We start from the raw sequence: 12,579 nt of genomic DNA, 5'->3' as shown, positions 1-12,579 counted from the left end.
CCATGACCATTTCCCATGACCTGCTTGTCGTGATCGCCAAATCCTTTGGGCTGTTCTATCTGATGGGCTTCTTCATCGTGGTGGTAATCTACACCTACCGCCCGTCGCGCAAGGCACAGGCAGACCACGCCGCGCGCTCTATCCTGACATCAAAGGATCAGCCATGGCAAAAATAGAACGCGACCCGGTTTCAGGCTATACCACAACCGGCCATGACTGGAATGGTATCAAAGAGCTGAACACCCCGATACCGCGCGTGGTGATCATCGCGATCATCGTCACCCATATCGCCGCGCTGATCGGCTGGATACTGTTGCCGACTTGGCCGTTGGGCCGGACCTATACCAAGGGTCTGTTGGGCGTCGATCAAAAGACCGCCGTTGCCAAGGATATCGCCGCCGCCAGCGCCGAACGCGCCGATTGGATGGCGCAGATGACCAATCTGGAGTTTGACGCAATCCGCGCCGACCCGGTGCTGATGACCCGTGCCATGGAAACCGCAGCGCCGCTTTTCGGGCAGAACTGTCAGGCGTGTCACGGCGAAAAAGGGATTGGCGGCCCCGGCTTTCCGCGCCTTTCCGACAATATCTGGATCTGGGGCGATACGGCCGATGATATTGCCGAAACCATCACCGTGGGCATCAACAGCACCCACCCCGACAGCCGTGCGGCACAGATGCCCGCTTTCGGCCGGGACGAGCTGTTGACCCGCCCCGAGATCACGACCCTTGCCGCCTATGTCCAAACCCTGTCTGGCGGCGTTGTTGCGGATGACACTTCGGATGGGGCGGTGCTGTTTCAAGACAACTGCGCCTCTTGCCATGGCGAAGACGCCAGGGGCGTCGAGGGCACCGGCGCGCCAAACCTGACCGATGCCGACTGGATTTACGGCGGCGACCTTGCCACGATCCGGCAAACGCTGGTCAACGGGCGGCAGGGGCATATGCCCACTTGGGAAAGCCGCCTGACAACCGCCGACATCCGGATGTTGGCGCTTTATGTCGAGGGTCTGTCGGGAGACACAAAATGACCCGGCACCCACGTCTTTTGGCCGGATTGGCCGTTGTCGCCGGGCTGGCGCTGGTGATCGGGGCGAATTGGCAATTCGTCTCGGTAGCCACCGGTTCGCACCCCGGCTGCGTTCCGGTCGACCCGGGCAAACCCGCCGCGACTGCCGGCTGCTGAGAAAGGTGACCCATGCTTGAGCCCCTTCCCGCCGTTACCCCCCCGACCCCCCCTGACCACGGCTTGTCGCGCCATTTACCGCCCAATGCCGCCCTGTCGTGGCTGGCCGCCGGGTGGGGCGACTTTGTCCGCAACCCGGTGCAAAGCCTGGCCTATGGATTTGGTGTCTTTGCGGTGACATCGCTGATTATCTGGGGGCTGATCCGGGTGCAGTTGCCCTTGCTGATTTTTCCGGCAATCTCGGGCTTTTTGGTGATTGGCCCATTGCTGGCCATCGGCCTCTATGAAAAAAGCCGCAGATTGCAGCGCGGACAGACTATCAGTCTGCCTCAGATGGTTCTGGTTCATCCCCGCTCGGGTGGGCAGGTGGCCTTTGCGGGGTTGCTGCTGTGCCTTTTGGTCATGCTGTGGTTGCGCACGGCAGATTTGCTTTATGCGCTGTTCTTCGGGCTCTTGCCGTTCCCGGGGTTCGACCACCTTTTTGCGCAGCTTTTCGCCACTCCACGCGGTTGGGCGCTGATTATCACCGGCTCGGCGGTAGGGGGGCTGTTTGCGGCCTTTGCCATGGCGATCAGCCTGTTTTCCATTCCGATGTTGCTGGACCGGCGCACAGACGCGCTGACTGCGCTTGGCAGCAGTTTTGCCCTGACCACCCATAATCTACGCGCGGTGTTACCCTGGGGGGTGATTGTTGTGATGGGCTTTGCGCTTTGCGCGCTCACTGGCCTACTGGGGCTGATCGTGATATTTCCGGTACTGGGGCACGGAACTTGGCACGCATGGGAGGCCATTCGCCCCCCCGAGGGGTCGCAACGATGAGCTATCTATTCCTCATTCCTGTATCGCTTGGGTTGGGCCTTTCCGCGCTTGCGGCCTTTTTCTGGAGCCTGCGCACCGGCCAGTATGACGATCTGCAAGGCGCCGCCGCCCGCGTTCTGGGCCCCGATACAACCCCGCTTCCCCCCTTGAAAGGAGATAGAACCAATGGATAACTGGCTACCAACCCTGATCACGGCAACCCCAAGTGAGGGTTATGACCTTGCAATCAAGCTTTCGCGCATAGCGATCAAGAAAACCCAGCCTGATGCGGCGGTACGCGACCGGCTGCGCCCCGAATACGCCGAAGACGCCGATGCGCTGATCGCAGTCAGCGCCGTGATCGCAACCAATTTCGCCACCATCGCTGCAGCCAATGGATACTGGCGTGACACGAAATGAGCGACGTCAGCATCACCGCTGAGGGGTTCGAGGTCGATGCAGCCGTTCTGGCGGCTGCATTCGACTTGGACCCCGAAGCCGTGCGCATACGGATGCGAGAGGGTAAGATCACCAGCCGCTGCGAAACGGGCGTTGAAGAAGATGCCGGCCGCTTTCGGCTGACATTCCTGCACCATGGCGTTGCCTTGCGCCTGACTTTGGATGATCAGGGGAACATCCTGTCACGGGCTACATTTCCAAAAAGATCAGCCACCGCCTAGCGTTGAATCCCAAACCGCGCAGCGGTGTGGGTTTGGCGTTGCCGCTATGCGGTGAGACTTCACACCAGTCTGGCCAGGGCGCCGCCACAAGACCAAATCGCGCCCATATATACCCCCTCAACGTGATTCGCGCTTCTTTGGATGGGCAGCGTCATTGACCTACGGCGTTGTTATCAGGTTATTATTCCTACAACATTTTTCCTGAAGATATTCCATAAGTGGATATTAAATCTAGAAACCTGGCATTAAAGGTTTCTGGGGGTCCGGGTTGAATTGGTCAATTCCAGAGCGGGCCATAAATTCAGATCAACTTGCCAGCAAATCATGATTGATCGGCGGATTTTGGTAAACTTTCCTTAACCAATCCGGCGTAAATCTGCCCAACACCAGGTACTAATATTCACCCAGGTTTCGCCACAATTGGCCAAAGCGAACGTATCCTTTTGTTTGAAATGGCTTTTAATGCCATGCGCGATTCAGCGCTTAGTGCCACACCCCCGCCTTGAAAGGGTCAAACTGCCCCGATAAATCCGGACCCAATCGAACCACTCCAAACACAATACAAGTCAAACAACGACACGAGGCAATAATAGATGGCAACCACGTATAAAGTTTCCAGCTCGGCTGAGCTGACCTCAGCCTTGAGCAAGGCATCAGGCGGCGATACGATCCTGCTTTCGTCGGGCAACTACGGCTCGCTCAATCTCAAGAACCTGAATTTCGACAGCTATGTCACGCTGAAATCGGCAGACGCCAACCACGAGGCTCAGTTCAGCTCGCTCAAGTTTGAAAATTCAAGCCACCTGCGCGTGGACAATGTGCATGTCGACAGCCCGTCAAATGGGGGCCCGGGGTCGTGGGTCGTGCAAGTCTACCGCAGCAACCATATCGAGTTCATCAATTCCGAGGTGAATGGCCTTGTCGACAAGGTCTACGACGGTCACTACGGCATTCATGTCAAAGAATCGGACTATGTCACGCTGGACAACAACAATGTGCATGACATCGGGAACGGCATTCTGGGCTTTGGCAGCGACCATCTTACGGTCAAGAACAACTCTGTTGATTACGTCTACTCGGACTTTTTCAAGTTCGGCGGCGTCCATGATGTAGTGATCGAAAACAATGACGGTGGTGGCCATCTTTATCCCGGCCCCAAATCCCATGCTGACTTCATGCAATTTCAGGCAGAAGCCTCTGATGTGGTGATCCGCGGCAATACCTTTCTTTCGCAAAGCTCGGAACGCGCACAGGGTATTTTCCTTGATGACGCCGTATATAACAACATCACCATTGAAGATAACATCATCTATTCCGGAAAGCTTAATGCGATCCTGGTGTCTGATGGATCGGGCATTACGGTTCGCGACAACACGGTATTGAGCGTCCCCAACCTGGGCCATAAAGCGGCCGCGATCCGGGTGCCTTCCGGCAGCGTGGTGGAAAACAATATCACCTCATCCTATGAGGGCGGCACCTCGGGATCGAATATTGTGGCACAGTGGGATGACGTAAAAGATGTCAACCACTACAACACCTTATTCAAGAATGCCGATGCCGGACTGGGCATCACTCTCGAGGATCTGCGCCCCGTCGCGGGTAGTGCCGCTATTGGCAAGGGCGCCTATGGCCGGCTGATGGAACTGCTTGACGGCAAGGATCACTCTGATAACGGCGCCAGCACCCCGCCGGTAACACCCGACCCGGTAGAGCCTGCGCCGACCCCCGAAGTTACCCCACCTACGCCCGAACCTGACACAAAACCCGATACCACGCCCGACACGGACACCGGCACCGATACCGGCACCGGCCCTGATACGAACACGGGCAGCAACACCAGCGTGGCCGGGGCAGCCTTCTGGATGGGTGGCGCGCATGAAATTTCCGGCAAAGGCGATGTGATCAACGTCAAGGCCACAGATGCCCTACATCTTGACTCGGCTACGATCGCGCTGACGTTCAACGCCGATGTCGTATCGGGCAGCCACGGCATTTTGTCCAAGGATGCCTATGGTTATGCCGGCGGCGGCAACCACTTTACCAGCTACATCCAAAACGGCACGCTGCATGTACGCTTCCAAGACGGTGCGTCTGAGCAGATCATCTCGGTAAAAGGGATCCAGGCCAATACCGATTATGACCTTCAGGTCAGCTTTGGTGACGGTGCGGCGCAAGTTTGGCTTGATGGTACATCTGTTGGCACCGCTGCGATTGATACGTCTTGGGTGAACAATAATGAATACATGCAAATTGGTGCCAATGGTTGGGCCAGCGGCACAGGTCAATCTGACTTTACGCATGTATTTGACGGCACCATTTCCGATGTGGTGATCGTCGAGGGTGTGAAATCCCCCGCAGAAATGGACAAATTGTTGTCGGGGCAAACCGATGATAACACCACTGCGGACAATTCGAGCACGGTTGACCCTGCACCTGTGGACCCTGCACCTGTGGACCCGACCCCGGTTGACCCGGCCCCGGTTGATCCTGCCCCCACGGATCCGACCCCCACGGACCCGACCCCGGAAGCTGGCCCCGAAAGCAGTCTTGCGCCGGTGTTCAGCCTCTTGGGCGATAGCGAATTCAACGGTAAAGTGGGTAGTGTGGTCTCGGTCGACCACGACGATAGCCTGGAGCTTTCCCAAGGCACCATCGCTTTCAGCTTCGAAGCAGATAGCGTCAAAAAACTGGCGGGCCTCGTTTCGAAAGATGCCTGGGGGTATGAAGACGGCGGTAACCACCTGTCGATCTACATCAAGAACGGCACGCTTTACGCCCGTTTCCAGGACGACGACTCGGACGCGATCCTGTCGGCCAGCGGTCTCAAGGCCAACACTCACTATGATGTGGCCGCCAGCTTTGACGATGATGAGGTATCGCTTTATCTCAACGGCAAACTGGTCGACTCTGACAGTTTCACCATGGACTGGAGCCATAATGACCAGGTCATGCAGATTGGTGGGCTTGGTTGGGCCAGTCACGATGGCTCGGCAGATGCATCAGACGCGTTTGACGGGACCATCTCTGATTTCGCAATCTACGATCACGCTTTGAACGCGGCTGACGGCAACTTCTTCGCCTGACATGCCCTGGCAGCCGGCGCCAACGCGCCGCCGCCCCAATACCCGATCGGCGCGCTTCAACAGCGCGCCGATCTTTGTTTGCAGTTATAATCGTCAGAGGTGTCCCGAAAAAACTGAACAGCCGGGATAGGTGGATTTCCCGCGCGACAGCCGCATGATGCTGCGAGCGAGGAGATAACCATGACGAGACGACCGCGCTGGAACCACAGTCCGGTATTCAAGGCGAAAGTGGCGGTTGCCGCGATCAATGGCGAGAAGACCCTGATCGAACTGGCGCAGGACTTTGATGTTCACCTGTTAACGGCAGATGTTTGCGAGCAAACATCAAGAGGCGAACCAGATCAAGCAATGGCGCGACCAACTGCTAGAAGACGCGACAAGGGTCTTTGGCGAGGCGGCGAAAGCGGTGCCGGAACCTGCGATTGACGTGAAGACGCTGCATGCCAAGATTGGAGAGCTGGCGGCAAAGCTTAGCCTCAGCCGCCAGGCCATTGCGCTGGGGATCCGCAAGGGCAGAGTTTATTACCGGCCGCGCCCGGTTTCGGCCGACGATCCAAAGCTGATGCATCGGAGCCGTTGCCCGGCAGGCTTTTGCGAAGCAAACGCCGAGAGGGGAAAAGTTGCACAAGGAGTTCCGCTTTACCCCCTCTCGGGCATTGGTGTGCAATACCCTGCCGGGCAATGGGCAGCCGGATGTTGCATGGATTATTGGTTCAGGATGGGTTCAAGGTAGGGCTGCTGCATGTTACGATGCTGATAAAACGGATGAGCATTGAAGCGTTGTATCGCAAGCCCAACACTTCAAAACCGGCGCCGGGGCACAAGATCTGCCCCTATCTGCTGCGGAAATTGCCCATCACATGGCCCAATCAGGTCTGGGCGCTGGACATCATCCACCGCGCGCGGCAGCGCGCCCAAGCGCGACTGACTTGGTTCAAATCGACTGGCTTTCCACGGTCTTCGACATTGATACCTTGCCCGCCCTGATGCTCATCGCCGGGGACTGAGAAATCGGAAACATACTGGCCAATCGCTACGCGGAATCAGTCGAAGACGGAGAAGAGCCCGATGCATCGCAGGAAGCGACGGGCTGATGGCGAAAGAAGAAATCGGTCTTGCCCTATCCTGCGGCGGCACCCGCGCCATTGCTTTTCATCTCGGATGCCTCCGGGCCCTTGATCAACTTGGCATTCTTGAGCGGGTGAAAGTCATCTCGACTGTCTCTGGCGATAGTGTGATTGGCGCGCTGTTCGCGGCCAACACCGATCCGTTTCCGGCGTTCGAGGAGCGCGTCCGCAGGCATCTCGCCTCCGGCTTCGTGCGACCGGCAATCGGCAAGGCCTTCTCCACGACCGAGGGCCTGCGCGCCTTTTTCTGTGCCACGGTCCTCATACCGACAAATATCATCATCAACCTGATCGCGTTCGTCGCACGGTGGCTTCTGCTCCTGATCCCGCCCAACCAGCGCGCGAAATGGCGCGTCGAAAAACTGCATTCTCCCATTCGTCGGTTTGCCAGCCGCACCACTATCCTGGAGCGTGTGTTTGACGACGAACTTTTTGGTGTTGCGCTGTTGCGCGGCCTGCCGGCGGGCGGTCCTTTGCTTATCGTCAACGCTTCTGACTTGCGAACAGGCTCGGCGTTTTACTTCACGCAGAAGCAATCCGGCTCTTGGCGCTACGGCGAACTGGCGGACCAGAATATGTCCCTAGACCATGCTGTCACCGCCTCGGCAGCTTATCCGGCGCTTTTGCCCGCGCTGGACGAAGGCCTGCTGGACCTGCACCGGTTTCGTTCCGGTTTTTTGAGAGCAATACCCGCCATCAAGGAGGCTGGATATGGCAGCGATACCGCGCGACGAGTTCAAGCGGGATACGGTGCGCATCGCGCTCACTAGTGGCCTGACACGGCGTCAGGTTGCGTCTGATTTGGGGGTTGGGCATTCGACCCTTGGCAAATGGGTTCGGATGTTTTCTGAGGAATCCAAAGTTCCTGCGCAGGACGCCGAACTGCTTTGTAAGAACGAACGGTTGCGCAAAGGGAACCGCATTCTCCGGGATTTGAGCCGGACAGGAAAACCGTCTGGGAGACTGTTTTTCCGGCGAATGGGGGAGGTGCCAAAAAAGGCGGCGATGCGTTGACCGGCAGCGTATGCCTGCAAGCGCGAGAGGTTTCTTCGCGGCCCAAAAGCCGTGAAGTTTCAGTATATTGCTGGGTATCGCGGTACCCTGACCCGCGACCAACTGTGCCGCCTGATGGGCGTTTCAGAACGTGGGCTCCATGCCTGAAAGCACAGGCCCCCGTCGCACCGGCAGCGACGCGACATGGTGCTCTTGACCCTATCCGCGATCAGCACCGCCTGAGCCTGCGCAGCTATGCGTTGCCCGTTAGGCGATTGCATCGCCGCAAGGGGCAGGCCGCGCATGACCGAGAAGTTGAACGAGCGGGGCATCCGCGTCGGCCAGCGCCGCGTTGGCCGTCTGATGCGCCAGAACGGCATCCAGGTCATCCGCCTCCGGAAGTTCAAACGCACCACCAACCGTCGACTGGCAGGGCATGCCTTGCATGCCCGAGAGGGGTGTTTGTCAAAGCAGTTGTCCGCCGATTTCGTGCGGCGTCTCTGATTTCAGGGGCGCTGGTTTCGCGTTCGGGGTTGAGCCAGACGGGTCCGGCGGGTTGCCAGTTTCGGATTTTGCCTGACCAGCGTTTCGGGTTTTGCGCTCGTGCTTGTGCATAGAGACTGGCGAGTGTTGCGCGCTCCCGGGGTGACGAAGCGGATGGCGCTCGTGCAGGTGCTCGTCGTTATACCAGCCGGCGAAGGACTTCATCCAAGCAGGGCGTCAGCCTTGGTCGTAAACCCTTCGCTCGGCCAGTCCGGGCGGTATTTGCAGGTTCGGAACAACGCTTCTTCGATGCGGGTTGTCGTTGCTGACGCGCGGGCGGCTGTAGGACGCGGTGATGCCCAGTTTCTCCATGGTCACCTTCATCGTGGCGCCCTTCATGGGGCTGCCGTTGTCGGCGTGCAGCACCAGAGGGCGCAAGACGCAACCCTCGGCCAGCACGGCCTGCCGGACCAGGGCGGCCACTAGGTCTGCGCCCTCGCGCTCATGAATTTCCCAGCCGACGGTCTTGCGGCTGAAGATGTCCCCCTTTCATGGTTTGCATGCAAACCATTGCCGGGCAGCGGATCAGGTAGAGGTAGAAGAACATGCCCGCCACCAGCCCCGGTATCCAAGTGATGTCTCAGGCCCCGCTGCATGGCAGCGCATGTTTACATGCGCGAGAATGAGACCTCGCAGGGTGCGCTCGCCTTGTAGCTGGCAGGCGGCTTACGCCGGACCGGCGGCTTCGCTCGACCCCGGTGGTGCTGTTGCCCATCCGCGCGCAGAATGCGGTAGAAGCTGGACTCCGACGCCAGATACCGCCCCTGATCGGCCAGTTTCGGGACGATCTGGCTTGGCGGCAGATTGGCAAACTCCACTGCATTGCAGACATCCAACACGGCCGCGCGCTCGACCGGGCTCAGCTTGTTGGCGGGTTCAGGGCGCGACACGATGGGCCGCCCATCGGGCTGAACCTCGCCGCCGTTCATCCAGCGCCGCAGGGTGCGATCGCTGATCTCCAGCGTGGCGCAGGCTTTGGCACGGCGCGCACCGGCGGTGACGGCCGCGTCGATCAGAGCAATGGCGGTTTGGCGATCTGAGGTGCTGATCATGCGGGATCAAAGCCCCCCCAGATCGCCTGAGCCTTTTTTCTGAGAACCAGAAGCGCTGCGGTTTCGGCCAATGCGCGGTCCTTGCGGGCCAGGTCCCGTTCCAGATCCTTGACCCGCTTCTTATCTTCCTTGGTCGCCTGGCTGATCCGGGCCATGCTGCTGCGATCCCAGTCATTCGCCTGCTCACAAGCGGACCGCCAAGCCGCGATCTGCGCAGGATAAAGCCCGCGCTTGCGGCAGTATTCGGCCAGATCGGCCTCGTTCAGCGCCGCCGTTTCCAAAACCGCCGCGAACTTGTCGCGCGAAGACCAACTCTCCGGGCCAGCGTCAGCATCGGGTAGAAGCTGCCCCTTGCCGCGCGCCTCGGCACGCCATTTGTGCAGCGTTGCCTCCGAAATCCCTTCCGCCCGCGACAACTGCCGAATGGCCATGTTGTCCGGCGGCAGCATCCGCTTCAGCACAAAAGCCTTGCGTTCCGGTGAATATCCCACGTCATCGTCCTATCCCGCCCACTTGAAAAATAGAGGAAAAGTAAAGCTGCGGACAACTTCCCTGACACAGGGGGTACACGCGTACTTTGACTTGCTACCTGATGTTCAGTTCCTCCAAGTTGAGGTTTCAATTGTGAATGGTGGGCTGGTCACAAAGTACTCAATCGATTCTGACGCAGCGCTACCCGCTTTGCTTCATGCAAAGCTGGAGTTCCAAATGGAAGCCTTATCGCTGAACAATAGATTCCAAAAAGATGTCAACACCTATCTCGTCGCGCATACAACTGGTCTGCATCTTTCAGCAAGATTTCAGGGAGAGCAAGGGGTTAGATATTATCTCAGTAAGCAAGCCAGTGTTGAGTCTCATGCGTTTTATCGAAACCACTGGCGGCCGGTGCTTTTAAGCGCACTCGCGAATAATGATGAATTCTGCGAAGGCGGATTCATCGGAGTCCTGCCCTACGGACAAGCGGACGGCCCGGCCGAGGTGGTCTGACGAGTAACTTCGAGGCAAGTCAAGCGACGCCACCTTGGTAAGTTTAGCTACGACCTACGCACATGCTTGCCCGCTCAATGAAATTCGTCAGTCACCCACGTGAGGTCACTCGGCGTGGACAAAGGACTTCCTTCGTGGATGCTATCTGATAGGATGCCCTTGTTCGGGGAGGCCATCAATGCATGAAGACAAACCTGACAAGAGTGTAAAGCCACGCTTTGCTACTGGGCGTGAGATGCACAAGCGTCTGGTGCGTACCGGGCCGCCACTTGATGTGACAATTCAGGGTCTTCCGCGTCGGCGGCAAGCTCGGCTGTCCATGGATGAGCTTCCGTCGAAAAGCTCCGAGCGACGCCCCTGTGACCGAAAGTCTGACACGTGATCCTCTGGTGCACAAATCCTGCCCATTTGTGAAGGTATAGACACGAATTATTTTGCCCAGACAGGTGTATGCGAGATGACGAAAAAATATGCGCACCCCTACACAAACTCAATGGCTTGATCCACATTTGCTTGAATAGGTGCTCCATCCCGGATGATCACATAGACTCTCGGAGATCTGCGTTTTTTGTGGCAAGAGTGGTTGGAAGAAGGCTTTTCACATGACGGTTATTCGACCTATTGAGTTGAAGTTGATCAACGATTTAACCGAGATGGACAGCGGGTATGTACTTAACTTTACAAACAGGACGTTCGCTGAGTTCTTCTCCGATGAAGTCGGCGTCGACATCTATGACGATACCTACAAAGAAGGCACTGGCTCGAAGGGTAAGCGTCTGAGAGCCTTTCTCCGAAAGGCTCAGCCGCTTGCCATTGCAAATCTACTAACAGCGCTCTGGGAATACCGTGAAGTCTATCGGATAGACGAAGGGATGCCCGAGGTTGTTCCAGACAGCCGAGCGCGCCTCTCTGCGATTGTGGAGCGCTTCGGAGGCACCCCTTTGCCGCCGTATGACCACGCCCCCAAGTCCCAGGAGGTACCTAAAGAGACGATGCAACAACGGAAGGGGCCGACACCGAATGAGCGGCGAGCGCTGCACGATGGGTTCATCGAGATGTTTTCAATGGAGCCTCACGCCCGGGGGTATGCTTTCGAGAAGTTTCTGGGCCGCTTCTTCGATGGGTGGAACCTGAACTCACGTGGGGGGTTCCGAAATTCTGGTGAGCAGATCGACGGATCGTTTATTCACGACAACGAGGTTTACCTTCTTGAGGCGAAGTGGCAGGCCAGCAAGACCAACGCAGCCACTTTGCATTCTTTCCAAGGGAAGGTTTCCGAGAGGGTGTTGTGGGCCCGCGGGCTGTTCATTAGTTATGAGGGATTTAGCACTCAGGCGTTCTCCGCATTCACTTCACGCCAGATCATCCTCATGGATGGAATGGACATAATTGATACGCTTGATAGAGACCTTCACTTGGATGAGGTTTTGAGAGAAAAAATAAGACACTTAGTAGAACGGAAAGAGCCTCTTGTGCCCACGAGACAGCTTTTTTCTTAAGTTTTCTACAAAGGAAAGTCTCTGTAGTACGTAGTGCACGTTTCAAAGCCTACGTTTGCTCGGCAAGTCAACAATAGCTCTTGTTTGGCCCAACCTACCAGAGAGGCAATTTTCACTGTTCTGCGCTCGGAAAGAATCTATTAGATCAATTGGCAGGAAATGCTTCGCCCCTGTCTCCGCATCAACAAGGCGTTCGAGGATCTGAAGGTTTGGCATATTCACCGCATCCTCAATGAACTTCTGCGTAGCGCAGATACCGCTTCCTTCATCAATGCAAGAGTATGCTGAAAGCGCATTTCCAAAATGGCCGGAGTAGTGACCGTGCGGTAGTTCGTGGAAGATTTGTCGAAATTCGTTCTCACCTGTCGATGTAAGCTCCAAGGAAATAAAACTTTTACCGAAAAAAAGTGGCGCTTCGCTGCTAAAGCAAGACGGTCGCGCCAGGCCTTGGTGGGACAGTATTTGACCTCCTTGGTTCGAGGTGCACTGGTTTAGCTCTAATTCCATGAGTGGTAGCAAAAATGCATGGTCAAGAACGGTTTTGAAAAAATCCAACATCGCAGGATCGCCGAGAGTAGTCTCGAGTATCCGTCTTGATCAAGCCGTTTTTTTCACCCAATTTCGGTCAGCTT

Annotated in this window: 12 protein-coding genes and 3 pseudogenes; 13 read left to right on the top strand and 2 right to left on the bottom strand. The window is 57.1% G+C overall.

What is annotated here, in order from left to right:
- The first annotated feature begins 2 nt into the window (after nt 1–2).
- The 11 genes and pseudogenes from ACM62R_RS00990 to ACM62R_RS00940 all read left to right on the top strand — a co-directional run.
- A complete protein-coding gene (locus ACM62R_RS00990; RefSeq protein ID WP_415182203.1) occupies nt 3–176 on the top strand; it encodes a cbb3-type cytochrome c oxidase subunit 3 in 174 nt (57 codons plus the stop codon).
- The gene (gene ccoP, locus ACM62R_RS00985; RefSeq protein WP_415182202.1) at nt 164–1,030 is read left to right on the top strand and encodes a cytochrome-c oxidase, cbb3-type subunit III; all 867 of its coding nucleotides are present in this window, start codon (nt 164–166) and stop codon (nt 1,028–1,030) included. Before ACM62R_RS00990 ends, ccoP begins: the two co-directional genes overlap by 13 nt.
- The gene (locus ACM62R_RS00980; protein ID WP_415182201.1) at nt 1,027–1,185 is read left to right on the top strand and encodes a hypothetical protein; all 159 of its coding nucleotides are present in this window, start codon (nt 1,027–1,029) and stop codon (nt 1,183–1,185) included. The genes ccoP and ACM62R_RS00980 overlap by 4 nt, the downstream gene beginning before the upstream one ends.
- 12 nt (nt 1,186–1,197) lie before the next feature.
- Nucleotides 1,198–2,004 carry a DUF2189 domain-containing protein gene (locus ACM62R_RS00975; RefSeq protein WP_415182200.1) on the top strand — a complete coding sequence of 269 codons (807 nt, stop codon included), beginning with the start codon at nt 1,198–1,200 and terminating at the stop codon, nt 2,002–2,004.
- Nucleotides 2,001–2,177 (top strand): cbb3-type cytochrome oxidase assembly protein CcoS, encoded by a 177-nt coding sequence (gene ccoS, locus ACM62R_RS00970; protein WP_415182199.1) that lies wholly within the window; start codon nt 2,001–2,003, stop codon nt 2,175–2,177. The genes ACM62R_RS00975 and ccoS overlap by 4 nt, the downstream gene beginning before the upstream one ends.
- A complete protein-coding gene (locus tag ACM62R_RS00965; RefSeq protein ID WP_415182198.1) occupies nt 2,170–2,403 on the top strand; it encodes a hexameric tyrosine-coordinated heme protein in 234 nt (77 codons plus the stop codon). The genes ccoS and ACM62R_RS00965 overlap by 8 nt, the downstream gene beginning before the upstream one ends.
- The gene (locus ACM62R_RS00960; protein WP_415182197.1) at nt 2,400–2,663 is read left to right on the top strand and encodes a DUF6522 family protein; all 264 of its coding nucleotides are present in this window, start codon (nt 2,400–2,402) and stop codon (nt 2,661–2,663) included. Before ACM62R_RS00965 ends, ACM62R_RS00960 begins: the two co-directional genes overlap by 4 nt.
- A 641-nt stretch (nt 2,664–3,304) precedes the next feature.
- Nucleotides 3,305–5,746, top strand: coding sequence for a LamG-like jellyroll fold domain-containing protein (locus tag ACM62R_RS00955; RefSeq protein WP_415182196.1), 2,442 nt, complete (start codon nt 3,305–3,307; stop codon nt 5,744–5,746).
- 180 nt (nt 5,747–5,926) lie between these two features.
- Nucleotides 5,927–6,643, top strand: a pseudogene (locus tag ACM62R_RS00950) (hypothetical protein); the annotation flags it as partial.
- Nucleotides 6,644–6,839: 196 nt separating this feature from the next.
- Complete coding sequence (locus tag ACM62R_RS00945) at nt 6,840–7,643, top strand: patatin-like phospholipase family protein (protein WP_415182195.1); 804 nt, start codon at nt 6,840–6,842, stop codon at nt 7,641–7,643.
- Nucleotides 7,585–8,349, top strand: a pseudogene (locus tag ACM62R_RS00940) (IS3 family transposase); the annotation flags it as partial. The gene ACM62R_RS00945 and the pseudogene ACM62R_RS00940, both read left to right, overlap by 59 nt.
- A gap of 7 nt (nt 8,350–8,356) precedes the next feature.
- On the opposite strand, the pseudogene ACM62R_RS00935 reads toward ACM62R_RS00940, so the two are convergent.
- Nucleotides 8,357–9,952 (bottom strand): annotated as a pseudogene (locus ACM62R_RS00935) (IS3 family transposase); the annotation flags it as partial.
- Nucleotides 9,953–10,043: 91 nt separating this feature from the next.
- On the opposite strand from ACM62R_RS00935, the gene ACM62R_RS00930 reads away from it, so the two are divergent.
- Entirely contained in the window at nt 10,044–10,448 is a 405-nt protein-coding gene (locus ACM62R_RS00930; protein WP_415182194.1) for a hypothetical protein, read from the top strand.
- A 602-nt stretch (nt 10,449–11,050) separates the two neighbouring features.
- Entirely contained in the window at nt 11,051–11,947 is an 897-nt protein-coding gene (locus ACM62R_RS00925) for a restriction endonuclease (protein WP_415182193.1), read from the top strand.
- A gap of 42 nt (nt 11,948–11,989) precedes the next feature.
- On the opposite strand, the gene ACM62R_RS00920 is transcribed toward ACM62R_RS00925, so the two are convergent.
- Nucleotides 11,990–12,505 carry a hypothetical protein gene (locus ACM62R_RS00920; protein ID WP_415182192.1) on the bottom strand — a complete coding sequence of 172 codons (516 nt, stop codon included), beginning with the start codon at nt 12,503–12,505 and terminating at the stop codon, nt 11,990–11,992.
- Nucleotides 12,506–12,579: the final 74 nt, after the last annotated feature.

Origin of the sequence: Phaeovulum sp. (assembly GCF_047638075.1) — a bacterium.
In the GTDB taxonomy this organism is placed as follows: Bacteria; Pseudomonadota; Alphaproteobacteria; order Rhodobacterales; family Rhodobacteraceae; genus UBA6197.
Note: the sequence above shows the minus strand (reverse complement) of the source record. Positions and strands in the feature narration are given on the sequence as shown.

Bases quoted from the DNA above. Each gene is read 5' to 3' on its own strand.
- ACM62R_RS00965 (WP_415182198.1), top strand. From the start codon at position 2,170: ATGGATAACTGGCTACCAACCCTGATCACGGCAACCCCAAGTGAGGGT.
- ccoS (WP_415182199.1), top strand. From the start codon at position 2,001: ATGAGCTATCTATTCCTCATTCCTGTATCGCTTGGGTTGGGCCTTTCC.
- ACM62R_RS00920 (WP_415182192.1), bottom strand. From the start codon at position 12,505: ATGTTGGATTTTTTCAAAACCGTTCTTGACCATGCATTTTTGCTACCA.
- ACM62R_RS00975 (WP_415182200.1), top strand. From the start codon at position 1,198: ATGCTTGAGCCCCTTCCCGCCGTTACCCCCCCGACCCCCCCTGACCAC.
- ACM62R_RS00960 (WP_415182197.1), top strand. From the start codon at position 2,400: ATGAGCGACGTCAGCATCACCGCTGAGGGGTTCGAGGTCGATGCAGCC.
- ACM62R_RS00980 (WP_415182201.1), top strand. From the start codon at position 1,027: ATGACCCGGCACCCACGTCTTTTGGCCGGATTGGCCGTTGTCGCCGGG.
- ACM62R_RS00990 (WP_415182203.1), top strand. From the start codon at position 3: ATGACCATTTCCCATGACCTGCTTGTCGTGATCGCCAAATCCTTTGGG.
- ccoP (WP_415182202.1), top strand. From the start codon at position 164: ATGGCAAAAATAGAACGCGACCCGGTTTCAGGCTATACCACAACCGGC.
- ACM62R_RS00925 (WP_415182193.1), top strand. From the start codon at position 11,051: ATGACGGTTATTCGACCTATTGAGTTGAAGTTGATCAACGATTTAACC.
- ACM62R_RS00945 (WP_415182195.1), top strand. From the start codon at position 6,840: ATGGCGAAAGAAGAAATCGGTCTTGCCCTATCCTGCGGCGGCACCCGC.